Here is a 23931-nt window from a genome sequence, read left to right as displayed (position 1 = left end):
GTGGTAATAAACTCATCGTTGGATCTTGCATCATGCCTTTTCATTTTAATCGTCGTATTCAGGCGATTGCTATTATTGTTTTTAGCTTTTTTAGTCTCTCTGTTTTTGCCGAAGAGTTAACCATAGAACGTTTGTTTAGTGGCCCCAGTCTTACGGGGGAAACACCAAAATCGTTAAAGTTTGCGCCCGGCGGGCAATACCTTTCATACTTAAAAGGCAGTAAGGAAGAGCCGCAACGTTATGATCTCTGGTTATACGATATCGAGGCCGAGACACATAAACTGTTAGTCGCGGCAGACCAGATCGCTGCCAGTGAGCTTGAATTGTCTGATGAAGAGAAAGCTCGTAGGGAACGTCAACGCATTAGCGGCAGTGGCATAATTGAGTACAGCTGGTCAGCAAAAGGGGATGCGCTGCTTTTTCCCTATAACGGTGATGTTTTTTATTACCAGACTGACGAAGAAAAAGTGACTCAGCTGACAAAAACGGATGCTTTTGAAACTGACGTTAAGTTCTCGCCAAAAAGCAGCTACGTGTCTTTTGTCCGCGAACAGAATTTGTACTTTATTGACCTTGCCAGTGGTGAAGAACATGCGGTTACAACCGAAGGCGGTAACACGCTTAAGTTTGGTATGGCGGAGTTTGTTGCCCAGGAAGAAATGAAGCGCATGACCGGTTACTGGTGGGCTCCGGATGAGTCGGCTATTGCGTTAACCAAAGTTGATGAAAGTCCTGTGCCTCTCGCTACCCGCAGTGAGATATACGCGGACCGAATTGAAACCATACAACAGCGTTATCCGTTCGCCGGAAGCGACAACGTAGAGATTGACCTTGGGGTATATCAAATTGCTGATAAACAGACCAACTGGCTGCAGCTGGATAAGCTAAATGATGGGTATTTAGCCCGGGTTAAGTGGGTTGGTGACAGCAAACGTTTGAGTTATCAATGGCAAAGCAGAGATCAGCAAGCACTGACGCTTTGGCTTTATAATCGAACAAGTGAAACCCAGCGTGAGTTGTTGACAGAAACCTCAGATAGCTGGCTGAATCTGCACGATGACTTGTATTTCTTAAATGATAATAAGCATTTCATTTGGGCATCTGAACGAAGCGGTTTCAAACATCTTTATTTATATCGCCTGGACGGATCGTTAATTCGTCAATTGAGTTCTGGCGATTGGCAAGTAGATGAACTGGAAGCTATTGATGAAAGTACTGGCACGCTGTACTTTACCGCCCGGAAAAAATCACCACTAGAATCTCACCTGTATCGTACTCAGCTAAATGCAAGTTCTGCGGCCAACCCAACGCGCATTACAACGCGTGAAGGTATGCACCATATTGAATTTGATGCCGATGTGCGCTTGTATCTGGACACCTACTCATCGCCTCAGCAGCCCAAACAAGTAAGTTTGCACGGGCCAACTGGTAATCATTTGGTGTGGTTGGCTGAAAACGAAGTGACAGGTGAGCATCCACTGTCTCCTTACTTGAGAAACTGGCGTTACCCTGAGTTCGGTGAGCTAAAAGCTGAAGACGGGCAGACGCTTTATTACAAAATGACCAAGCCAGGAGATTTTGATGCAGAAAAAAAATATCCGGTGCTGGTGTATGTTTATGGCGGTCCCGGAGCGCAGCGAGTAACCAAAAGCTGGGGCAGTGGTTTTGTTCAATATATGGCTCAACAGGGCTTTATTGTTTTCACTCTGGATAACCGCGGTTCGGCGAATAGGGGAAAGCGTTTTGAGGCACCTATTTATAAGAATATGGGGAGCCCGGAAGTAGATGATCAGGTGGTTGGGGTTAAGTATTTAACCAGCCTGCCTTATGTCGACCCAAAGCGCATCGGTATATATGGTCACAGTTACGGCGGTTACATGTCGCTGCTGGCTATGTTTAAAGCACCTGAATATTTTAAGGCTGGAGTGGCTGGCGCACCGGTAACCGACTGGCGTTTGTATGATACGCATTACACCGAACGTTTTATGGGCATGCCGGGTGATGGTAATGCCTATGAAAACTCATCGGTTTTTCCATACAGCGATAACTTAAAAGGTGATTTACTGATTTACCATGGAATGGCGGATGACAATGTTTTGTTTACTCATAGCACGAAGCTGTATAAGCAATTGCAGGACAACGCTCAGGCTTTTGAAATGATGAATTACCCGGGGAAAAAGCATTCTATTAACGGGCGTAATACAAAAATTCATTTATATTCAATGATTGCTCAATTTTTTCAACAAACCATTGGCGAACAATAGGTTATAATATGTACATATCTTCCATGAACAAGGAGTGACTATGCGCTTTTTATCTCGCCGACTGGTTATGCCAAATGATTTGAACTTTGCCGGTTCGTTATTTGGTGGCCGTATTTTAGAATGGATTGACGAAGAAGCTTATATTTTTGCCAGTTGCCAGTTAGGGGCAAAAAGCCTGGTAACTAAGCATATTGGCGCTATTACTTTTGAAACCTCTGCGTTTCAGGGCGATGTCGTTGAATTTGGCTTGCAGGTAAAATCTGTGGGACGCACGTCGTTAGCTATCACTTGTCTGGTACGCAATAAGCACACCAAGCAAAACATTTGTTCAGCTGATGACATTGTGTTCGTACATATTGATCCGGAAACGCGTCAGCCAACGCCTCATGGCAAAACGAAAGAACAGTTAGACGATTTTCCAGAGCCGCTTTAAGCGGCTCTGGCATTTCGCTTAAATTGGCGAACCCGGAGGTAACGGCTCGGGTTCGTACTGTTCCGGCCATTCCCCTTCGTTTAAGAATTTATCTAAATCTTTTGCCAATTGCTTTACGAGTAGTGAGTCCGACTTGGCAAGCTTCTGTTGTTGTTCAGCAAGCTCAGCTCGCATAACTAACCGGGTTTCTGCAGCCAGTCCCGAATTTTTTACCGCTCTTACTTCGGCGTTGATAGCTGTTGCCAGCAAGCGCTGCTGAACCGGGGCTTTTTTTGCGTTTTCCCAGTCGCTGAAAACGGTATTGAAAATAGCTGTCATCAGTCCGGCCGGAGAAGGCACTCGGTCATTGTCCGCGTGTTGTTGTGCTAACCGGTTCAGACGCTGGCTGTTTAACATCAAACTTAAACTGTGATCCGCGGCGCTGGCAGCCATGCTGACGGTATCGGGTATTAGCCCTGTTTTACCACTGAAGTTCTCGCGCGATGAGCTTTCACCGTAAGCCGACGGAACCAGCCATTGTTTAATATGTGAAGGCACACGCAAAGTATCTGCCTGAATGGTTTTTAACAACTGTTTAAGAGCCGCTTGTTGTCTGGCGGCCCCTACCGGCTGGTAGTCGTCCGTAGAGTCGTCAGCCATATAGTAATGGTAGTTAACGCCGCCTAACCATTTTACTGCGGCTTCTGTTTGGTACCGGTGCAGCAAGTAAATAGGCACAAAGATCGATTGTAACTGGCTTAATGGCTGATCGCTGTTCAGCATGTCCTTGCTGAAGTTATCCAGCACTTGCTGGCGCACTGAAAGCAGGCGTTCAAGCTCAGTAACAGGTTCGCTGCCGTTATCCCATAAATGTGCCTGAGGGTGAGCACCACCGGCAGGGCGTGCATCTCTGTCTGAAATGAAGCTGAGATTGAGCGTTTTATTTTCATCCAGAATACGGGCGAGCTGCTCGTCAGACGATGGCATACCGCCAAAGTCACTGTACCCATAAGCCAGAACTTGCTTATCCCATACTCCTAAACCTTCTGTATAAGCGTTGCTTAGGCTTAAACCGCCATCTGTTGTCAGGTTTACCAGCGGGTGAGGGTAGTCCATAACGGAAGCTCTGTCTGACGCGCTGGCAGCAAAGTTATGAGCTATTCCTAAGGTATGGCCTATTTCGTGTGCACTTAATTGGCGAATACGAGCCAGAGCCATATTTTTTACCGCGCTTTTAAGTTCACTGCGGTCTTCGATAAAAGGCGTCAACAAGCCTTCGGCTATTTTCATATCCTGGCGAACACGCAGCGACCCCAGGGTGACATGACCTTTAATGATTTCGCCCGTACGAGGGTCTATTACCGACGAGCCGTAAGACCAGCCACGGGTTGCCCGGTGAACCCACTGAATAACGTTGTAGCGCACATCCATAGGGTCAGCACCGTCGGGCAGAACTTTTACCTGAAAAGCATTCTCGAAACCTAAGGCTTCAAAGCCCTGAGCCCACCAGCGGGCACCTTCAAGCAGTGCCGTTTTGACAGGTTCCGGTGCACCTGGGTCAAGATAATAAACAATAGGTTCACGCGCTTCACTTTGTGAGGCAATAGGGTCTTTCTTATTCAACCGGTGACGCGGGATATATTGCACTGTCATCGATTCGCCAAGAGGTGCTGCGTAGTCTTTAAAGCTGTGAGCCCAAAAACCGCTGTTTGGATGAAATTTCCGGGGTTGGTATCCGGCGTCAGGTAGCTTTATAAAGGAGTGGTGCAGGTGCAAAGAAAGTGCATCGGCGTTGGCCGCAACCTGATTTATCCACTGCCCTTTTCCGTCACCGACAAAAGTGACTTTCGCTTCTAGCTCCGTATTTTCTGAAAAGGCTTTGCTACGTTCAGGGTAAATGACTGAGCGGCTTGTATCGGCCTTAAATTGTCCTTGCTCGGTTTGCTGTAAGCGCTTACTAACACCGTGCACATCGCTCAACAAGTAAGGGGTGTAGTCTATTAACACACGTTCATCGTTGCTCGCAACAACGTCAAAACCATAAAGCACGGCGTCGGCAAACGCTTGATCGACACTGCTGCGTTCAGCCTGATTCCGCGTTTGTGCACGAAACTCGGTATTGTGTTGAACCAATAACGCCTTATTTCCTTCAACATGAAATGATGCTAACCGAGTTTCACCCAGTTGCCCGCGGTCCAGCCCGACATCATTAGAACCTAACCCCCAGGGAAGACTGGTTTGAAAAATAAACTGTGATCCTTGCCTCGGCACTTCCAGATAAAACTTTGCACTAGCTTCATCGTGGTAAAAGGTGAAAAAACCGGGGTGCTCCTGAAATGACGAAGTGAACTCGTCAATGCCGGGAGCTTCGGTTTTTGCCTGGGCCGTTACCGACATCAACAAAGCGAGTAACAGCAGGGTTTTTGAAAGAAAGCTTTGCATTTTTATTATCCTAATTGTTCGGCAATTTCTTCTAAAATTTGCGTCGTCCATTGTTCAATACGTTCATCTGATAGCTCATATTGGGAGTCTTCATCTAGTGATAAACCGACGAACTGAGTGTTATCTGCGGTTAACGCTTTGGAGGCGGCAAATTCGTAGCCCTGATTTGGCCAAAAACCAATGCGCTTGCAGCCGTGGTTGGCTATGGCATCGTGCAGCATGCCCAGAGCGTCCTGGAACCAGTCGGTATAACCTTCCTGATCACCCATTCCAAAAAGCGCAACAACTTTACCGCGCAGGTTCACGTCATTTATGTCGTCCCAATGGCTTTCCCAGTCTTCCTGAAGTTCGCCAAAATCCCAGGTGGAAATACCAAAAATAAGAATATCAAATTGCTCAGCTTCTTTTAGCGGGGTATTTTTTATATCAAACAGCTGAACAATGTCCTCGCCAATGGCTTGCTGAATTTTTTCTGCAGCAATTTCGGTATAGCAAGTGGTAGAGCCGTAAAACAAGCCAATTTCCAGGGACATAATAACTACCTCTGTCATAGGTTGAGTCTTTGATGCGGATGCATTGTAACAAAAAGACCGTTAGAATGAGCGCCTTTGTTTTTCAACGGGAAACTGCAGATGGGAACTCGTACGGACTTTGATCAATTAGTGGAACGACTTGAAACCGTATTCGATGATGCGGTGGTTTCCGGCACAGATGACGAGCTATTTGCCTGCGGTTATTTGCGCGGGCATTTCGACTTAGTCGTTGCGCAACTGGAAATGGCTGGTGAGACTCAACCGGAGAGAATTATGCCGGCTTTGCGTGAGGCAGTTCACAAAACGCGGCATGAGTTGTCTCCGGCTGACCAGACTCACATTAACAATGTATTGGATAAGTTAGCCCTTAAAGCGACTAACGGAGATGCGGCGTAAAGCATCTTGAGTTAACGGCGTTAACTCACCGGTTAACTGACAGGCAATCACTTCTGCCAGAATAGGGGCAGAAGTGAAGCCCCGAGACCCCAGCGCTGTAATGACATATAAGTTTTCGGCAACCGCTCCGGTAACAGGCTGGTGATCGGGGCTGGTCGCCCGTACCGAGACTCTTTGGGATGTTAGCTGCAGAGATTCAGCCCATGGCTGCTTCGCGTTTTCAGCGAGTTGTTTCAGGTTTTCTTCGTCATCTTCGGGGGTTGGTTCTAAATCTTCTCTGTCGCGATTAAAGCTTGCGCCAACACAGTGATGGTTGCCATCTTCCGGAACTAAATACCCTTTAAAGCATAAAACCGTTTTTAGTGAAGATAATAACGGTGTTGTTTGAACCAGACTGACTTGTCCGCGAACTGGTTGTATTGGCAGGGGGTTAACGCTTTCCGGCAATAACCCATTGATGTGATGACCGGTGGCAATAAGAACTCGCTCAGCGGCCAGCAAACTTCCGTTCTTTAGTGATATCTGCCAACTGCCACTTTCAGTTTTCTCCAAAACCTTAGCTTCGCCTTCAATAAGCTCAATTTGTGCTGTTTCTAAAAGGCTTTTGACCACAGCCGCCGGTCGTAACCATCCGGCTTTAGGGTAAAGCAGCGCCGGAACCGCCAGCGAAACCCCGGCTTCTTGTTCTGCTTCCGGCTGAGATAAATAGCGTACCGTTTCTGGCGCATACAGTTCATCGGCTATACGTTGATAACGCCGGGCTCTATCGTCGTTAAATGCTGGCTGCATAACCCCCACGGGAAACCAGTGGTCGTCACAAAAATTACGGTAGAAGCTGGTGGCTGTAGAAAACGCCTGCCAATAGAAGCGACTGAGCGGCGTATGCTCGGCGTGTAACAGAGGGTAAACGGCTCCTTGAGGATTTCCGGATGCGCCGTCGGCGCTACCTGCACTAACGACTCTGACGTTAACGCCTCTATGCTTCAGTGCAAGGGCAGAGCATGCCGCGCTAATGCCGCCGCCAATAATAGTAACATCGCGGCGATCGTAATATTTCTGACAAACTTCGGCGCTAAGGTAGTGACCACAAAGCATGTCTCGTTTGCGACCAAAGCCTGCTACTTTTTGAACCTCGAATCCGTTTTGCTGTAGTGCTCTTTTGACACTGCCTGCAGCGGTGAAGGTAGCAAAGGTTGTTCCGCTATGTGCGGTTTGCTTCATGGCATCAAAAAGTGTTGGCTGCCACATTTCTGGATTCTTCGCCGGAGCAAAGCCGTCGAGAAACCAGGCGTCAATTTGCTTTTGTGCCTGTGGAAGCCATTCTGGCAGTAGCTCATTGAGGTCGCCTATCCACAGATCCAGAATGACCCGGCCCTGTGATAGTATGATGCGATGACAGCCGGGATCGGTTGCCGGGTAATGCTCCAGGAATGACTGACTGAATTCCGCTATTGGTTCTAGTAATTGGTATGCTTGTTCAAGTTGCTGGCGCGATAAAGGGAACTTTTCAAAACTGACAAAATGGAGACGTGTATTGGCAGGTGCCTGCTCTAAAAAACGTTTCCAGGTCAGAAGAAAGTTCAAACCTGTACCAAACCCGGTTTCGGTTATGGTAAAGCTATAATGAGCCGGTAGCGACAGCCAGCGACGGGGTAATCCGTTTTGCGCCAGAAATACGTACTGACTTTCGTCAACACCGCTTTCGACAGAAAAATAAATATCATCGAAAGTAGTGGAAACGGGTACGCCTTGCTCGTTAAACTGAACAGATGAATTAGAATTCAAGCGGCTATCCCATGATTTATTGGTTGATGACCGCTATAATAACAACTTTACGAACAACAGTGGACAAAGCAGACCACATTCACACACGACGTTGGTAAGATATCGACGTAGCAATGTCAGACAGGATTATAGAATGAGAAGAGCTGTTATCACCGGACTTGGTATTGTATCAAGTATCGGGAACAATCAAGAAGAAGTGCTGGAATCATTACGTACCGGCAAATCGGGTATTACCCGTTCAGAATCTTTTGCTGAAATGGGCTTGCGTTGTCAGGTATGGGGCGAAGTTAAGTTAGATCCTAAAGACCATATTGACCGCAAAGCGTTGCGTTTCATGGGCGATTCGGCTGCTTATGCCTATATCGCAATGGCTCAGGCTATCGAGGATTCAGGCTTAACCGAAGAGCAAGTTTCTCACCCGCGTACGGGGTTAGTTGTTGGTTCCGGTGGCGCTTCTGGTGAACATCAGGTTGCAGCAGCTGATATTTTGCGTGAACGTGGCGTGAAAAAAGTTGGCCCATACATGGTACCTCGTTGCATGGCGTCAACGACTTCAGCTTGCCTGGCAACACCTTTTAAAATTAAAGGTGTTAACTATTCAATTAGTTCTGCTTGTGCAACCTCTGCGCACTGTATCGGTCATGCGCTGGAATTAATTCAGTTCGGTAAACAAGACCGAGTATTTGCCGGCGGTGGTGAAGAACTGCACTGGACCCTGGGCATGGAATTTGATGCTATGGGCGCATTAAGTACTAAGTACAATGATACGCCTGAAAAAGCTTCACGTACCTACGACCAGGGGCGAGACGGTTTTGTACCTGCTGGTGGTGGCGGTATTCTGGTTATTGAAGAACTGGAAGCGGCAAAAGCTCGTGGCGCCAAAATTTACGGTGAAATTGTTGGTTACGGTGCGACTTCAGACGGTTACGATATGGTAGCTCCGTCGGGTGAAGGCGCCGTTCGTTGCATGAAAATGGCAATGGAAACGGTGGATACTCCAATCGACTATCTGAATACTCACGGTACCAGTACACCGGTTGGTGACGTTAAAGAGTTAGAAGCTATTCGTGAAGTTTTCCCAGAGAAAACGCCGATGATTAGTGCTACTAAAGCAATGACAGGCCATGCTCTGGGCGCAGCTGGTGTGCACGAAGCTATTTACTCTCTGCTTATGCTTAAGAATGGTTTTGTTACACCTTCAATCAATATTGAAGCGTTGGATGAAAAAGCCGACGGCATGAACATTATTCAGCAGACGACTGAAGCACCACTTAGAACGGTTATGTCTAATAGCTTTGGCTTCGGTGGTACAAACGCATCGTTAGTGATGCGCCAATACTCTGAATAATCGACTAGATCGGTTATTTCGATGAAAATCGTTGCCGATCAGAATATTCCCGCACTTTCCGACTTATTGTCGGGTGCGGGAACACTTTCCTACTTTTCTGAACGAATCCCTCCGCAGGAACTGTTGGCAGAAGCTGATGCTTTACTCGTGCGTTCTGTGACTCAAGTTGATGAAGTACTTTTAGAACAAGCTCCCGAACTTAAGTTTGTTGCGTCCGCAACCATTGGCACTGAGCATATCAATCTTCAGGCTCTAGAAGAGCGAGGCATTGGCTTTGCACACGCGCCGGGGGCGAATGCGCAGTCAGTTGGTGAGTATGTTTTGTGCGCCGTGCTCAATTGGTTAAGTGACCAACCCCGGTATGTAGCTGACGAAATCGATGTTGCCATTGTTGGTGCCGGGCATACGGGAAAAGCCGCCGGAAAGAGGCTGGAAGCTCTGGGACTCAATGTTCATTATTATGATCCGCCCTTGTGTAAAAAAGGCGTTAAGTTTGTACATGACCATTGGCAGCGTGTACTAACGGCCGATATTATCTCCTGCCATGTCCCTTTGACGCGGGACGGCGATTTCCCAACTCAGCATTTGTTTGAAAATACGGCATTGCAGTCACTGCATTCGCAGCAGTTACTAATTAATGCCAGCCGGGGTGCGGTTATCGACAATAATGCCTTACTGGAGCGAGTGGAACAGGGGGAGCGGCCATCGCTGGTGCTAGATGTATGGGAGAATGAGCCCGAAGTATTGTCAGGCTTAGTGCCTTATGTTGATATCGCAACTCCACACATTGCCGGACACAGTCTGGAAGGTAAAGTCGGCGGGGCGGTAATGATTTCAAATGCATTGCTGGAACACTTTGGCAGGCCCGCCTATAAGACTTTGTCTGATGTGTTGCCGGGAACGGCCTGGGATGACCGTGACGCCGGTGGGTTGAATTCACTGGAAAGTCTTAATTTGTGGGCAAAAGAACACTACGACTTGTCCCGGGACGATGAACTTTTCCGACAACAGGGTCTCACTACCGAAGGTTTTGATAGTTTACGACGCAATTATCGCAAAGAAAGCCCGCGCAGAGAGTTCATTAATCAGGTCGTTACATGCCATAATAGCGAGCAATATATCCAGTTTTTACAGTTGGGCTTTAGTGCCCGGCTATTGTCTAAGTAAGGAGTTAGCATGTCACATGGGTTTCGCGTTGCTGTATTAGGTGCAACAGGTTTAGTGGGCCAGCAAATGATAGAAATTTTAGCTGAGCGAAAATTCCCGGTGGCAGAACTTTTCCCTTTAGCTAGTGCCCGCTCTGTTGGCGCGACAGTTGATTTTAATGGCGAAGAAATAGAAGTGTTAGATGCTGGTGAGTTCGACTGGTCTAATGCTGATATCGCGTTCTTTTCAGCGGGCGGTTCAATTTCACGCGAGTTCGCCCCCAAAGCTGCTGAAGCAGGCTGTGTGGTTATTGATAACACATCTGAATATCGCTATGAGCCGGATATTCCTTTGGTGGTGCCGGAGGTTAATGCCTGGGCGCTAGCCGATTTTAGAAACCGCAATATTATTGCTAATCCAAATTGCTCGACCATTCAAATGATGGCCGCACTGAAGCCTATTCATGATGCCGTCGGCATTGAGCGCATAAATGTCAGTACTTATCAGTCGGTATCTGGCGCTGGTAAAGAAGCGATGGAAGAGCTGGCAAAGCAGACAGCAGAACTTTTAAACGGTAAGCAGCCGACGGTAGCGAACTTCAGTCGACAAATTGCTTTCAACTGCATTCCTCAAATAGACGTTTTTCAGGAGAATGATTACACCAAAGAAGAAATGAAAATGGTGTGGGAAACCCAAAAGATATTTAATGACCCCAGTATTCGGGTGAATCCCACGGCGGTAAGGGTTCCTGTATTTTTCGGACACGCAGAAGCCATTCACATTGAAACGCGACAGCCAATTACGGCCGAGCATGCAAAACAGCTGTTAAGTGAAGCCCCAGGTGTTACTTTAATGGAGCAGCGCGAGGAGTTTCCGACTCAAGTGGGAAATGCCGCGGGCAATGACGATGTCTTTGTAGGGCGAGTACGGGAAGATATCAGCCACCCTAACGGACTTAACCTGTGGGTTGTATCGGACAACATACGCAAAGGTGCGGCAACCAACAGCATACAAATTGCAGAAACTTTAATTCGTGATTACTGGTAATTTAAGCAGCTGTATGTCATAAAGTTTTTTTAACGAACGCCGTTAAAGATAAGAGCAAAGCGCGGGCAGAGACTAAAGGATGAGAAAAACCAAGATAGTGCAGGTACTGAGATACTTCTCGCTGGCAGCCATGGTGTTGTCCGGCAGCATGACTGTCGCTGCTGCAGGTTGGCAGGATGGCGTCGTTATAAAAGGCGAGAAAGGCTCAGAAGCAACCGATGTTCGTATCGGCCAGGAGCGCTATGGGCCTATAAGCAGCAACGACACCTTGTGGGATATTGCGCGGCGTTATAAGCCACACTCCAGTGTGACCCAGTATCAGACTATGGTTGCTATTGTGCAGGCTAATGACGATGCCTTCGTCGATGGTAATATGAACCGCATGCTCAATGGTTTTTACCTGCGTATACCTTCCTTGCAAGAAATCAAAATGGTTAACCCCGAAGCGGCTCGTCGGCAAGTCGTGGTAGATAGCCAATTAAAAACCAAGTCTCAACAACTCTCGCAAGCTCGGCAAGACACTCAGAAAACTCGCGCGGAACAGCAGGAGTTACTTGAGCAGGCCCGGGAGAAAGCTGAACAAACCATTCAGGAAGTTGAACAGCGACAGGAACAAAACTTTCAGGAGTTGCGCTCTGATATGCAGCAGTCCATGCAGGCGGTTGAGCGCATGTATGAAGAGAATAAGTCTCTGCAGGAGCGTATCGACGCATTAGCGTCGCGTTTAGATGAGCTTGCCAATAATGCGAGCAAGACAGATGAACTGGAAGTTCAGTTTCAACAGGTCTTAGCTCAACAGCGAGAGCTGCTTGAACAGCAGGCTCGGGAAGAAATGGAGGAGGCGTCAGGATTTTCCGACTGGCTGCAAAGCCCTCTGAATATGTTGCTTGTATCGGTATTACCGGCACTACTCATAATTGGTCTTGTTGTTTTCTTCTTTTTACGCCGCTCAGCGAAACCAGCGGACGAAGACGAGGAGCAGGAAGAGAAAAGCAGCAAAGAGCTCACCGAAGAAGAAGCCGCGGCTGAACTCGATAAAGAATTGCTGGGTGATGTGCCTAACGACAGTACGGACGGCTTATTCGATATTGACGGCGAAGAAAGTGCTGACGATGAAGGTGACGACTTAAGTGCGCTAGAGGCCGAGTTAACCGGGAATTCGGGCGAACCGGAAGCCGCTGATTTGAGTGTTCGTCTTGACGATGGAAAAGACGATGTCAGGAAGGAAGAACCGAAGCCGGAAGCCGAAACTGAACCGGCTGTAGAAGACGATTTAGATGACGACGATCAGGCTGTGTTGCCGGATGAAGAAGACGAAGAGTCTAGTGAACTGTCTCAGGATGAACTGGATCGTTTGTTTGGCGAAGCCGACGATGATGACGAACAGGCCATTGACCTTTCCGTCAATGATGAAGAAGAATCGCCGGAATCATCGAGTGCAGACGCCGATGAACCTGTTTCAGAGGATATTGAGCAACAAGGCGAAGCAACAGAAGAAGAGTCTGCAGTAGCGGATGTCGACGATATCGATGACATTCTGTCCGACAACGCGCCTTCAGAAACCCCTGAAGAAGCTGAGAGCGATGATGAGCCTGCGGCTGATGAAAAGCCGGACGAAGGTGAAAGCGAACCTGATGAAGAAAACGATGATTTGTTGCCGGATGACTTTGACGACAGCGAAGTTGATGATGTTCTCGCTGAATTAGGTCTTGCAGAAAACGAAGCCGATGAGCCGGAAGGTGAGAAAGCGAAAAGCACAGAAATAGACAGCTCCGAAGCAGCAGATGAACCAGACGCTGATGAGGTTCAACCAGAAGAGACTGCTGAACCTGAAGAAACCGAGCTAACCTCGCAAGAGGAGAGCCAGCCTGTAGAAGAGGACACCGAAGAGGATAATCTGGAACAGTTGCTGCAAGAGTCGGATGAGCTGACGCAGTCGCTGGACGATCTGGATGATCTTGAAGAAGAAGTTCCCGACGACGATGCGGAACTTGATCAGGCTGAAGATGAAGCTGACAAAGACTTAGAGTCGCTATTTGGTGGTTCCGATAATGCGGATAATATTGTCGATGAAGATGAGCCGGCTACAGAAGAAAACGACACCGAAAGCGAAGCCGAAACTGATGCATTTAGCGCTACCGACGACGATGAATTTGTGGATATTGACTCCTTAATGGCGGACGCCGATGAGGAAGACGAAGACAGCGATCGCTATCAGTCCTCGGCAGTAAAAGACGTTTTACCGGATGATGAATCGGGAGATGCTGAAGGTGCTCCAGAAGATGATGATCCGGCGGGTCAGCTTGACCTGGCCAGAGCCTATATTGAAATGGGCGAAGAGGATGAAGCACGGGAGATTCTTCAGCAATTAGCAGAAGGTGATGATGAAGCGCTGGCAAATGAAGCTAAGACGCTGCAACAAAAACTAGATTCGTAGGATAAAGTAGTATGCGAATGGCCTTATGCCTTGAATACGACGGCAGTCGTTATTATGGATGGCAACGACAACGTGAAGTAGCCAGTGTTCAACAGTGTGTTGAAGAGGCTTTGAGTAAAATAGCGAATGCTCCTGTTGAGGTAACCTGCGCTGGCAGAACAGATGCTGGCGTTCATGCCACTGCACAAATAGTGCATTTTGATGTCCCGGTACCAAGAGCTGATGTCGCCTGGACATTAGGCGTGAACAGTAATTTACCGGCCGGTATTGCTGTGCGTTGGGCGCAGGAAGTTGACAGTGATTTCAGTGCCCGTTTTAGTGCGACGTCGCGGCGTTACCGTTATATTATTGCTAATACCAGATTTCGTCCGGGTATCCACTCGGCCGGGGTCAGTCATTATCATCAGCCACTTGATGCAGAAGTTATGCAAGAAGGCGCTCAGGCGCTTATTGGTGAACACGACTTTACTGCATTTCGGGCATCTCATTGCCAGTCGCATACGCCGTTTCGCAAGGTTTCCGATTTAACAGTTGAACGCCGTGGCGATTATATTATCGTGGATATTTCTGCGAATGCCTTTTTGCACCACATGGTGCGCAATATCGTCGGCAGCCTGATCGTTGTTGGCCAGCATTTGCAGCCGCCGGAGTGGATTGGCGAACTGCTAAGAGAAAAAGACCGCACCAAGGCCGCAGCTACAGCTAAACCCGGCGGACTTTACCTGGTGGCAGTAACTTACCCAGAACACTATAATATACCGGAGGCTCCACTGGGACCTTTGTGGCTAGGCGATTAAGAGTCACTGTTATGACCTCTTTGCTTGACCCATTTGTGGTACCATGTAAGCTACATCAAATTGACTAATAACAGCCTTTGGGCGGAATAGTATGAGCTGGATAGAAAGAATTCTTGCGAAGCCAAAAATTAACAAAAGACGTGGCGTTCCAGAGGGCGTGTGGAGTAAGTGCACGGCCTGTGGCAATATTATTTACAAGGCTGATTTAGAACGCAGTCTTAATGTTTGTCCTAAGTGTGATCATCACATGCGGGTCACCGGGCGCAGCCGTTTAGATATTTTTCTGGATAAAGACAATCGCGAAGAAATAGGCACAGAATTGGAGCCAAAAGACGTTTTACGCTTTAAAGATTCCAAAAAATACAAAGACCGTATTGCTGCCGCACAAAAAAGCACGGGCGAGAACGACGCCTTAATTGCCGAGAAAGGTACCGTAAAGGGCGTTCCTTTAGTCGCGGTTGCTTTTGACTTTAACTTTATGGGCGGCTCTATGGCATCGGTAGTAGGCGCTAAGTTTGTGCTGGCTGCCGAAGTCTGCCTTAAGCATCGTATTCCGCTGGTCTGTTTTTCTGCTTCCGGCGGTGCTCGCATGCAGGAAGCTCTGATGTCGTTAATGCAAATGGCTAAGACTTCTGCAGCTTTAGCGCGCATGAGTGAAGAAGGTCTGCCGTTCATCTCGATATTAACAGACCCTACCATGGGTGGTGTTTCTGCGAGCCTGGCAATGTTGGGTGATATTCATATTGCCGAACCAAAAGCACTCATCGGTTTTGCCGGACCTCGAGTTATCGAGCAAACGGTTCGTCAAACCTTACCGGAAGGTTTTCAACGCGCTGAGTTCTTGCTGGAACATGGGGCTATCGACATGATTACCGACCGTCGTGATATGCGGGATACTGTTGCTCGTTTGTTGGCGAAAATGCAAAACTTACCTTCTACCGAAGCTACGGAAGTAAGTGTAAACGAGTAATGGCGGAGATATCCTCATCAGCTCCTGCAGTAACTGCATCACTGCAGGAGTGGCTGACCTACCTCGAAAAACTTCATCCGAAAAATATCGATATGGGTCTGGAGCGTGTAGCCCGAGTGGCTGCTAATGCCGGCGTATTAAAGCCGGCACCTTTAGTCATAACGGTTAGCGGAACCAATGGTAAAGGCTCAACAGTTTGCTATCTGGAAACCATTCTGCAGGCGGCAGGTTACACTACCGGCGTTTATACCTCACCGCATATTACCGAGTATCGCGAGCGAGTTCGGGTTAATGCGCAAGAATTGCCGGACTCCGAACACGTTAAAGCATTTCATGCTATTGAGCAGGCTCGTAACAATACGTCATTAACTTATTTTGAGTTTGGTACGTTAGCGGCGCTTTGGTTAATGGGTCGTCAGTCTCCGGATGTCGCTATTCTTGAGGTAGGTCTCGGTGGGCGGTTAGACGCGGTTAACTGTGTTGACGCTGACGTGGCTGTGGTCACCAGTATCGGTATCGATCATATTGCTTATCTCGGAAATAATCGTGAGCATATTGGGTATGAAAAAGCTGGTATTGCCAGAGCGGGTAAGCCATTAATTTGTGGTGAAGCAAGTCCAACGGCCAGTATTGCAGAAAGCGCGGAGCGCATCGGGGCTAGGCTTTATCAAGTCGGGCGTGACTTTCATCGTACCGAATACGATGAAAGCTGGAGTTATCGTAGTCAGAACACCCAATTGAATGACTTGCCGTTACCAAAACTGCCTCTTATCAACGCGTCAACAGCCATTGCGGCTATCGAACAATTGCCGTTACCAGTCAGCTTATCGGCTATTCGTGAAGGTATTACTCGGGCAAGTTTACCTGGGAGAATGCAGTCTGATACCGTTAATGGTATTGAAGTTTTGCTGGACGTTGCGCATAACCCGCAGGCTGCAGTTTATGCTAGTCGCTATTTGAATAAATTTTATCCACAACATAAAATTTTTGCTGTTGTGGGGATGTTAAGTGACAAAGACCATGCCGGTGTCGCTAACGCATTGAGTTCTCAGGCTTCTGCCTGGTATCTCGGCTCACTGTCAGAGCCGCGTGGTGAAACTGCGGATAACTTGGTGATCAATGCTAAATTACCTACGGAATCCTGTTATCTGTTTGAATCGGTGGAGCAGGCGTTTGCAGCAGCAGTGACAGCAGCGCAGCAATGGCAAATGAATGACGGCAAAGCTCTGGTTTTCGGCTTCGGCTCGTTTTACACTGTAGCGAGAATTAACGCGTATCTAAAAGGAGCTTGAGCTTTGTCCAGTCCTCTACAAAATCGTCTCGTTGGCACTTTAATACTTGTGGCGTTAGCCGTAATCATTATTCCAGATGTGCTTGATGGCGAAAAGAAAGAGCCTGTGGAACCAATGGAAACCATTCCATTAAAACCCGCAGTAGAGGAGCAGCTGAAGAAGCCGGAAACTCTATCAGATACAACTGTAGCAGAACCCGTTACGGTTGAAGAAGCATCATCAGATGTTGAGAAAACGGCAGATGAGGCCGCTTCGGTTCAGGAGGACAGCAACGTACAAGCTCCACCACGTGAGCCAGCCGAGTTCGCGGTCGATGGTATAGCCTGGGTTATTCAGTTAGGTGCTTTTAGTCAGGAAGATAGTGTTAAGCGGCTTATTTCACAGCTACAGGCAAAAGGCTTTGCCGCCTACTCTCAAGAGACGTCCGGAGGTTCTTTGATCCGTGTATTGGTTGGTCCGGATACGTCAAAAACAGAACTAGAAAAGCAACTGACGCCGTTAAAAGAGCTAACTGGCCTTGAAGGTAAGGTCATTACCTACCGGCCATAAGTTTTGCAATATATGCGAAAAGAAATCACATTATGAATCGCATTCTGTTAAAATCGCCCGCGTCTTTAGCCCAGCAATTGTGAGTCATTATGCTCTGGATTGACTACGCCATTATTATTGTTATCGGCCTTTCTACGCTTATCAGCCTGGTAAGAGGGTTCGTTAAAGAAGCCGTATCTCTGGCTATCTGGATAGCAGCTTTTTTCATCGCTAGTCAGTTCTACGAAGATCTTGCGGTATACTTTACCCAAATTGGTGATCCGCTGGTCAGAAACGCTGCCGCTATTGCCGCATTATTCGTAGCGACACTTATTCTGGGCGCTATTATCAACTATATTCTTTCTCAATTAGTTCATCACACCGGGTTGTCCGGAACTGACCGGGTTCTTGGTCTGGTGTTTGGCGCCTTACGCGGAGTGCTAATTGTCAGTGCGTTATTATTCTTTATCGACTCCTTTACTACGTTATCTTCCAGTGACTGGTGGAAGGGGTCCGTGTTAATTCCCCATTTCGGTGTATTTATTCAGTGGTTTTTCAGCTATCTGGAAAACAGCTCCAGTTTTTTAGTCCCTCAACCTGTATAAAAAGGTGAAAAGACATGTGTGGTATTGTTGGTATTGTTGGTAAGCAGCCTGTTAACCAAGCGCTTTACGATGGGTTAACCATGCTTCAACATCGTGGCCAGGACGCCGCTGGTATTATGACAGTTGATGAGCACTGTACTTTGCGTTTAAGAAAAGCCAACGGATTGGTGCGGGATGTGTTCCATACACGTCACATGCACCGCTTGTCGGGTAATGTCGGTATTGGTCATGTGCGTTACCCTACGGCCGGAAGTTCGAGCTCAGCAGAAGCGCAGCCATTCTATGTTAACTCGCCTTTTGGTATTGCCATGGCGCACAACGGTAACTTAACTAATGCTGCTGACGTTCAGGAACATTTGTTTCAAACGGCCCGTCGGCACATTAATACCACTTCTGATTCGGAAATTTTGCTGAACATTTTTGCCAATGAGCTGGATAAAAACGAGAGTTTAACGCTGAGCGAAGAAGACGTTTTTCGCACCATGACCGCGGTTCACCGTCAGGTTCGTGGTTCTTATGCCGTGGTAGCAATGATCCTCGGTCATGGCATGGTTGCATTCCGTGACCCATGGGGCATTCGTCCTTTAGCCCTGGGTAAACGTGATACCGAAGACGGCGAAGAGTACATTGTTGCCTCTGAAAGCGTTGCCATTGACGGCACCGGTTTTAAATATATGCGCGATGTCGAGCCTGGCGAAGCTATTTATATTACAAACGATGGCAAGCTGTATTCTCGTCAGTGCGCTGATAAGCCAATACATTGTCCGTGTATTTTTGAGTACGTGTACTTTGCGCGTCCCGACTCGTTTATTGATGGCATTTCGGTGTATGCATCAAGGGTTAATATGGGCCGTAAGCTGGGCGAGAAGATAAAGCGTGATTACGGCGAACTCGATATTGATGTAGTTATTCCAATCCCTGAAACCAGCTGTGATATCGCTTTAGAGATAGCCAGCGTGCTGGACTTACCTTATCGCCAGGGCTTTGTGAAAAACCGTTATATTGGTCGTACCTTTATTATGCCGGGACAGACTCAGCGACGTAAATCAGTACGCCGAAAGTTAAATGCCATTAGCGCGGAATTCCGTGGTAAGAACGTTCTGCTGGTTGATGATTCAATTGTACGTGGAACAACGTCAGAGCAAATAATTGAAATGGCTCGTGAAGCCGGTGCGAAAAAAGTGTATTTTGCATCAGCGGCTCCGGAAATTCGCTTCCCGAACGTTTACGGCATTGATATGCCAAGCGCTAACGAGCTGATTGGTCACGGACGTGAAGCAACGGAAATTCGTGACATAATTAAAGCTGATGGTCTCATTTATCAGGATCTTGACGACTTAATTGAAGCAGTAGGAGCAGAGAACCGATCAATTAAACGTTTTGATACGTCGGTATTCAGTGGTGAATACGTAACGGGTGATGTGAGCCAGGAGTACTTAGATCGTTTGCATGCGGCACGTAATGACGTTGCAAGGTCCGATCGTGACGGCTCAGAAGACGCCAACCTCGAACTTCACAACGACAACGATTAATTCATTCTGAAATAAAAGACTGAGCGCTGGGCGCTCAGTCTTGCTGGAATGGGTACACCGAACCCAGCTTCATAATTTGTGTTAACTCATCAAGTGCCGTGCGTGATTCTTCCAGTAGCGCCGGGTCACGTAAATCATCGACTGCTAACTCATCACGGTAATGCTTCTCTACCCATTGATTCAAACGATTAAATAACCCGTCAGACATCAGGCAATTCTGGTTTGCACCCGCTATTTCTTCATCGTTTAAAGCAACACGTAAACGCAAACAGGCTGGACCGCCCCCGTTGCGCATACTCTGTTTCACATCAAAGTACTCAACCCGCTTAATTGGGCTGTCAGCGCTTTGCGTCAACTGCTCAAGATAGGAACGGACATTATCGTTTTCCTGGCACTCTGTAGGCGCGATAATGGTCATTTGGCCGTCGGGCGGTGTAATTAACTGAGTATTGAATAAGTAGGTATTTACTGCGTCCTGAATGCTCACTTGTTCTGTAGCAACTTTAATGAAATGTAGCGGATGTTCGCCGAATTTACGTTGAATTTCTGCTAATTTCGACTCGGTATCAGTAAAGGCCTGCTCGTGATAAAAAAGCACATTCTGGTTACCGACCGCGATAACATCATTATGGAATACGCCCTGGTCAATAACATCGGGGTTCTGCTGAATGTAAACGGTGTTGTCTTCACTTAAACCATGCAACCGGGCAATTGCCTGAGAGGCTTCCAGAGTCTGTCTTGCCGGGAAGCGCTTAGGTGCTGGTTTAGAACTGTCGAAGGCGTAACGGCCAAAAACAAAGAGCTCAATTCCGGCATGACCATATTCACGACACAGACGGGTGTGGTTCGCGGCACCTTCGTCACCAAAATGTTCATTGTCCGGCAGGTGGGTGTGATGCTCAAAATAACGACCATTATTGAACATTGCCTGCAGAATACGGCCACTGGTTTGTGGTTCTAACGAACGGTGAAACTTATTGGTCAGATTCGCCGGAGTGAAATGCACTTTCCCATTTGCTGTGTCTGCACTGGGCGAAACTGTCGCGGCATTGGCTGTCCACATACTGGAAGCGGAGCAAACGGCCTGAAATATGGCGGGCGCTTCGGTTGCTGCACGGTATAAAACCTCGGAATCGGTACCGTGGAAGCCCAGGCGGCGTAATGCAAAAATATCCGGGCGTTCCTGTGGCGCCAACACACCTTGCTTCATTCCCATATCGTGCAAGGCTTTCATTTTTTTCAGACCTTGCAGGGCAGCATGTTTGGGGCTGGATGTTGCTTTTGCATTGGCTAAAGAGGCAACGTTGCCGAACGACAGTCCAGCGTAGTTATGAGTTGGCCCAACCAAACCGTCATAGTTGACTTCGAAGTGTTGCATGCTCACTTGTCGATACTCCCTGCACGTATCGTGCACCTAAAAATAGAAACTTAATTGCCATTATACTGTTTTAAAACGGCCTTGAAAGCCTTTATTTTTCTGGACTTTGGCTTGCTAACGTAATTGTGACTGTTTATTTAACTTGTGCGAATTTTTATCAAATAACCGAGTTGCGGTTGTTTCTGCAAGCGATAACCGATATACCTAAAAAAGGTCGCTAAAGAGCAATTGCACTTGTAATTGTTACTGTTAGCACGTATATACACGGTCATCTACAACAAGAGAACGATTATTCTATGGCAAAATCGCTCGTCATTGTCGAGTCTCCGGCAAAAGCCAAAACGATTAATAAGTATTTAGGTAAGGACTTTGTCGTTAAGTCCAGTGTTGGTCATGTCCGTGATCTGCCTACCCGTGCCACTGAGACAATAAAGAGTAAGCCGGCTGCAGAAGTACGCAAGATGTCTCCGGATGCTAAGGCAAAATACCAGAAAGAACGTGATTATAAGCGACTGATTGCTCGTATGGGGGTTGACCCGGAAAATGACTGGGAAGCGCATTACGAGGTTCTGCAGGGAAAAGAAAAAGTCGTTAAAGAGCTAAAACAGTTAGCCAAAAAGTCAGATGAAATTATTCTGGCAACGGATTTGGACCGCGAGGGGGAGGCGATAGCCTGGCACTTGCGGGAACTTATTGGTGGTGATGACTCGCGATATAAACGCGTGGTGTTTAACGAAATAACGAAAAAAGCCATTCAAGAAGCTTTTCAACATCCGGCAGAGCTGAACACCGACCGGGTTAATGCGCAGCAGACCCGACGTTTCCTGGATCGGGTCGTTGGTTTTATGGTGTCGCCCTTGTTGTGGAAGAAAATCGCCCGAGGGTTGTCAGCAGGACGTGTCCAATCTGTCGCTGTAAGGCTTGTGGTTGAACGTGAGCGTGAAATTAAAGCCTTTGTACCGGAAGAGTACTGGGACGTTCATGCAGACTTAAACACGCCTGCGGACGAGTCTCTGCGCATGCAGGTGATGAAGCAGGCTGGTAAGAACTTCCGTCCGTCCAATAAACAGGAAACGGACGCAGCTTTAGCACTACTGAAAAAAGCCGGCTATGAAATTACCGGGCGTGAAGATAAGCCAACGTCCAGTAAACCCAGTGCGCCTTTTATTACCTCGACTCTGCAGCAAGCCGCCAGTACCCGATTAGGCTTTGGCGTTAAGAAAACCATGATGATGGCTCAGCGTCTGTATGAAGCAGGCCACATTACGTACATGCGTACTGACTCAACCAATTTAAGTTCTGAGGCTGTCGATGCTTGTCGTGAATTAATTACCAAGGACTTTGGTAAAAATTATTTACCGGACGCTCCTGTTCGCTATGGTGCAAAAAGTAACGCACAGGAAGCGCACGAAGCGATACGTCCGTCAGATGTGAAGGTTAAGTCAGAGTCACTGGCTTCTGTGGAGCGAGACGCGCAGCGTTTGTATGAGTTGATTTGGCGTCAGTTTGTGGCCTGCCAAATGGTACCGGCTCGATACGATAGTACCACCCTGACGGCAACCGCCGGCGATTTTGAATTGAAAGCTCGCGGACGCGTGATGCGGTTTGCCGGTTGGACTAAGGTGATGCCTCCGGCCAGTAGTAAAAAAGACGGTGATGCGACCTTGCCTGATGTGAAAAAAGGCGATGCATTACAGCTGGAGAAACTGAACCCGGAACAACACTTTACTAAGCCACCGGCGCGTTATGGCGAGGCTTCTTTAGTGAAAGAACTGGAGAAACGTGGCATTGGTCGTCCATCAACTTATGCTTCAATTATTTCTACCATTCAGGATCGCGGTTATGTTCGGGTTGAGAGCCGTCGTTTCTTTGCCGAGAAAATGGGTGAAATTGTCAATGATCGGTTGATTGAGAACTTCACTGAGCTAATGAACTATAACTTTACGGCAGAAATGGAACAGGCTTTGGATGATATTGCCGCCGGAAAGCGGAACTGGAAGGAGACTCTGGATAAGTTCTATGCGGACTTTAAAGAGCGCCTGGAAAAAGCAGAGCTGGAGCCTACTGAGGGTGGTATGCGTGAGAACAGCATGGTTCTTACCGATATCGATTGCCCTGAGTGTGGTCGTAAAATGGGAATAAGAACAGCGTCCACGGGCGTATTCCTTGGCTGTTCTGGCTATAACTTACCGCCCAAAGAACGTTGTACCAAAACGCTTAACCTGACACCGGGCGAAGAAGCGATAGAGGTGACTGACGAAGAAGAGCGCGAAACAGAAGCGCTTCGTGCCAAAAAGCGTTGCCCTAAGTGTGGCACCGCAATGGACAGTTACCTTATTGACGAAAAGCGTAAGCTTCATGTTTGTGGTAACAACCCAACATGTGACGGTCAACTGGTTGAAGAGGGGACTTTCCGCATTAAGGGGTATGACGGACCCACCATTGAATGCGATAAGTGTGGTTCTGAAATGCAGTTAAAAACGGGACGCTTTGGTAAGTACTTCGGCTGCACTAACAGTGAGTGTAAAAACACCCGAAAATTACTTCGAAGCGGGGAAGCTGCGCCACCGAAAGAAGACCCAGTGCCGTTGCCTGAGTTACCTTGTGAAGAGTCGGATGCTTACTTTGTGCTAAGAGACGGTGCCTCCGGTATTTTCCTGTCGGCCAATACCTTCCCTAAATCGAGAGAAACTCGGGCAGTTACGGTAAAAGAACTGGCTAAGTTTAAAGATCGTTTACCGGAAAAGTTCAAGTACCTGGCTGAAGCCCCGAAAGAAGATGATGACGGTAATGATGCTATTGTTCGTTTTTCAAGAAAGAACAAAGAACAGTACGTTGTTACTGAAATTAAGAAGAAACAAACGGGCTGGAAGGCTTTTTACCGCAGTGGTAAATGGCAGGTAGAAGAAAAGTAGTTAAAGGCTTACGAGCAAACACTCATTTTGCCAATAGTTAAAATATAAAAGCAGGACTAACATAGTGCGGTGTCTATTGAAGGACACGGCACACCGGACACGGA

At 47.6% G+C, this 23931-nt stretch carries 18 protein-coding genes; 14 read left to right on the top strand and 4 right to left on the bottom strand.

Features of this window, described 5'->3' with window-relative positions; genetic code table 11:
• Nucleotides 1-32 precede the first annotated feature (32 nt).
• Complete coding sequence (locus ACP7H9_RS03940; protein WP_114981570.1) at nucleotides 33-2264, top strand: S9 family peptidase; 2232 nt, start codon at nucleotides 33-35, stop codon at nucleotides 2262-2264.
• A 40-nt stretch (nucleotides 2265-2304) separates the two neighbouring features.
• Nucleotides 2305-2697 (top strand): acyl-CoA thioesterase, encoded by a 393-nt coding sequence (locus ACP7H9_RS03935; RefSeq protein WP_011234277.1) that lies wholly within the window; start codon nucleotides 2305-2307, stop codon nucleotides 2695-2697.
• Between the two features lie 18 nt (nucleotides 2698-2715).
• Here the strand turns inward: ACP7H9_RS03935 and ACP7H9_RS03930 are convergent, their stop codons facing one another.
• Together ACP7H9_RS03930 and fldB are read right to left on the bottom strand one after the other, a co-directional pair.
• The gene (locus ACP7H9_RS03930; protein WP_439222194.1) at nucleotides 2716-5118 is read right to left on the bottom strand and encodes a zinc-dependent metalloprotease; all 2403 of its coding nucleotides are present in this window, start codon (nucleotides 5116-5118) and stop codon (nucleotides 2716-2718) included.
• A 5-nt stretch (nucleotides 5119-5123) separates the two neighbouring features.
• Nucleotides 5124-5645, bottom strand: a complete 522-nt coding sequence (fldB, locus tag ACP7H9_RS03925) for a flavodoxin FldB (RefSeq protein WP_034820885.1) — start codon at nucleotides 5643-5645, stop codon at nucleotides 5124-5126.
• A 105-nt stretch (nucleotides 5646-5750) separates the two neighbouring features.
• On the opposite strand from fldB, the gene ACP7H9_RS03920 reads away from it, so the two are divergent.
• Nucleotides 5751-6047, top strand: a complete 297-nt coding sequence (locus ACP7H9_RS03920; RefSeq protein ID WP_011234274.1) for a YfcL family protein — start codon at nucleotides 5751-5753, stop codon at nucleotides 6045-6047.
• On the opposite strand, the gene mnmC is transcribed toward ACP7H9_RS03920, so the two are convergent.
• Nucleotides 6012-7832, bottom strand: coding sequence for a bifunctional tRNA (5-methylaminomethyl-2-thiouridine)(34)-methyltransferase MnmD/FAD-dependent 5-carboxymethylaminomethyl-2-thiouridine(34) oxidoreductase MnmC (gene mnmC, locus ACP7H9_RS03915; RefSeq protein WP_439222193.1), 1821 nt, complete (start codon nucleotides 7830-7832; stop codon nucleotides 6012-6014). The two genes, ACP7H9_RS03920 and mnmC, sit on opposite strands and share 36 nt — an antisense overlap.
• A 133-nt stretch (nucleotides 7833-7965) precedes the next feature.
• Here mnmC and fabB point away from each other — a divergent pair, with 133 nt between their 5' ends.
• The 10 genes from fabB (at nucleotide 7966) to purF (ending at nucleotide 19534) form a co-directional block, all read left to right on the top strand.
• Nucleotides 7966-9180 (top strand): beta-ketoacyl-ACP synthase I, encoded by a 1215-nt coding sequence (fabB, locus tag ACP7H9_RS03910; RefSeq protein WP_011234272.1) that lies wholly within the window; start codon nucleotides 7966-7968, stop codon nucleotides 9178-9180.
• Nucleotides 9181-9201: 21 nt separating this feature from the next.
• Nucleotides 9202-10347, top strand: a complete 1146-nt coding sequence (locus ACP7H9_RS03905; RefSeq protein WP_439222192.1) for a 4-phosphoerythronate dehydrogenase — start codon at nucleotides 9202-9204, stop codon at nucleotides 10345-10347.
• Between the two features lie 9 nt (nucleotides 10348-10356).
• Nucleotides 10357-11373 (top strand): aspartate-semialdehyde dehydrogenase, encoded by a 1017-nt coding sequence (locus ACP7H9_RS03900; protein WP_439222191.1) that lies wholly within the window; start codon nucleotides 10357-10359, stop codon nucleotides 11371-11373.
• Nucleotides 11374-11452: 79 nt separating this feature from the next.
• Nucleotides 11453-13810, top strand: a complete 2358-nt coding sequence (locus tag ACP7H9_RS03895; RefSeq protein WP_439222190.1) for a FimV/HubP family polar landmark protein — start codon at nucleotides 11453-11455, stop codon at nucleotides 13808-13810.
• 11 nt (nucleotides 13811-13821) lie between these two features.
• Nucleotides 13822-14607 carry a tRNA pseudouridine(38-40) synthase TruA gene (truA, locus tag ACP7H9_RS03890; RefSeq protein WP_110012644.1) on the top strand — a complete coding sequence of 262 codons (786 nt, stop codon included), beginning with the start codon at nucleotides 13822-13824 and terminating at the stop codon, nucleotides 14605-14607.
• 91 nt (nucleotides 14608-14698) lie between these two features.
• Nucleotides 14699-15577, top strand: coding sequence for an acetyl-CoA carboxylase, carboxyltransferase subunit beta (gene accD, locus ACP7H9_RS03885; RefSeq protein ID WP_439222189.1), 879 nt, complete (start codon nucleotides 14699-14701; stop codon nucleotides 15575-15577).
• Nucleotides 15577-16869 (top strand): bifunctional tetrahydrofolate synthase/dihydrofolate synthase, encoded by a 1293-nt coding sequence (gene folC / locus ACP7H9_RS03880; RefSeq protein ID WP_439222188.1) that lies wholly within the window; start codon nucleotides 15577-15579, stop codon nucleotides 16867-16869. The genes accD and folC overlap by 1 nt, the downstream gene beginning before the upstream one ends.
• A gap of 3 nt (nucleotides 16870-16872) precedes the next feature.
• A complete protein-coding gene (locus ACP7H9_RS03875; protein ID WP_439222187.1) occupies nucleotides 16873-17418 on the top strand; it encodes an SPOR domain-containing protein in 546 nt (181 codons plus the stop codon).
• 89 nt (nucleotides 17419-17507) lie between these two features.
• Nucleotides 17508-18002, top strand: coding sequence for a CvpA family protein (locus ACP7H9_RS03870; protein ID WP_273025033.1), 495 nt, complete (start codon nucleotides 17508-17510; stop codon nucleotides 18000-18002).
• A 14-nt stretch (nucleotides 18003-18016) separates the two neighbouring features.
• Complete coding sequence (purF, locus tag ACP7H9_RS03865) at nucleotides 18017-19534, top strand: amidophosphoribosyltransferase (RefSeq protein ID WP_110012641.1); 1518 nt, start codon at nucleotides 18017-18019, stop codon at nucleotides 19532-19534.
• Nucleotides 19535-19568: 34 nt separating this feature from the next.
• On the opposite strand, the gene astB is transcribed toward purF, so the two are convergent.
• Nucleotides 19569-20912, bottom strand: a complete 1344-nt coding sequence (gene astB / locus ACP7H9_RS03860; protein WP_011234262.1) for an N-succinylarginine dihydrolase — start codon at nucleotides 20910-20912, stop codon at nucleotides 19569-19571.
• A 296-nt stretch (nucleotides 20913-21208) separates the two neighbouring features.
• Here astB and topA point away from each other — a divergent pair, with 296 nt between their 5' ends.
• Nucleotides 21209-23827 carry a type I DNA topoisomerase gene (topA, locus tag ACP7H9_RS03855; RefSeq protein WP_439222186.1) on the top strand — a complete coding sequence of 873 codons (2619 nt, stop codon included), beginning with the start codon at nucleotides 21209-21211 and terminating at the stop codon, nucleotides 23825-23827.
• Nucleotides 23828-23931: the final 104 nt, after the last annotated feature.

This window comes from Idiomarina sp. ST20R2A10 (genome assembly GCF_051842345.1).
Classification (GTDB): domain Bacteria; phylum Pseudomonadota; class Gammaproteobacteria; order Enterobacterales; family Alteromonadaceae; genus Idiomarina; species Idiomarina loihiensis.
Note: the sequence above shows the minus strand (reverse complement) of the source record. Positions and strands in the feature narration are given on the sequence as shown.

Excerpts from the sequence above, each read along its gene's own strand:
- ACP7H9_RS03940 (WP_114981570.1), top strand. The coding sequence starts at position 33 with ATGCCTTTTCATTTTAATCGTCGTATTCAGGCGATTGCTATTATTGTT.
- ACP7H9_RS03870 (WP_273025033.1), top strand. The coding sequence starts at position 17,508 with ATGCTCTGGATTGACTACGCCATTATTATTGTTATCGGCCTTTCTACG.
- purF (WP_110012641.1), top strand. The coding sequence starts at position 18,017 with ATGTGTGGTATTGTTGGTATTGTTGGTAAGCAGCCTGTTAACCAAGCG.
- ACP7H9_RS03900 (WP_439222191.1), top strand. The coding sequence starts at position 10,357 with ATGTCACATGGGTTTCGCGTTGCTGTATTAGGTGCAACAGGTTTAGTG.
- ACP7H9_RS03895 (WP_439222190.1), top strand. The coding sequence starts at position 11,453 with ATGAGAAAAACCAAGATAGTGCAGGTACTGAGATACTTCTCGCTGGCA.
- accD (WP_439222189.1), top strand. The coding sequence starts at position 14,699 with ATGAGCTGGATAGAAAGAATTCTTGCGAAGCCAAAAATTAACAAAAGA.
- topA (WP_439222186.1), top strand. The coding sequence starts at position 21,209 with ATGGCAAAATCGCTCGTCATTGTCGAGTCTCCGGCAAAAGCCAAAACG.
- ACP7H9_RS03930 (WP_439222194.1), bottom strand. The coding sequence starts at position 5,118 with ATGCAAAGCTTTCTTTCAAAAACCCTGCTGTTACTCGCTTTGTTGATG.
- ACP7H9_RS03935 (WP_011234277.1), top strand. The coding sequence starts at position 2,305 with ATGCGCTTTTTATCTCGCCGACTGGTTATGCCAAATGATTTGAACTTT.
- astB (WP_011234262.1), bottom strand. The coding sequence starts at position 20,912 with ATGCAACACTTCGAAGTCAACTATGACGGTTTGGTTGGGCCAACTCAT.
- truA (WP_110012644.1), top strand. The coding sequence starts at position 13,822 with ATGCGAATGGCCTTATGCCTTGAATACGACGGCAGTCGTTATTATGGA.
- ACP7H9_RS03920 (WP_011234274.1), top strand. The coding sequence starts at position 5,751 with ATGGGAACTCGTACGGACTTTGATCAATTAGTGGAACGACTTGAAACC.
- folC (WP_439222188.1), top strand. The coding sequence starts at position 15,577 with ATGGCGGAGATATCCTCATCAGCTCCTGCAGTAACTGCATCACTGCAG.
- ACP7H9_RS03905 (WP_439222192.1), top strand. The coding sequence starts at position 9,202 with ATGAAAATCGTTGCCGATCAGAATATTCCCGCACTTTCCGACTTATTG.
- fabB (WP_011234272.1), top strand. The coding sequence starts at position 7,966 with ATGAGAAGAGCTGTTATCACCGGACTTGGTATTGTATCAAGTATCGGG.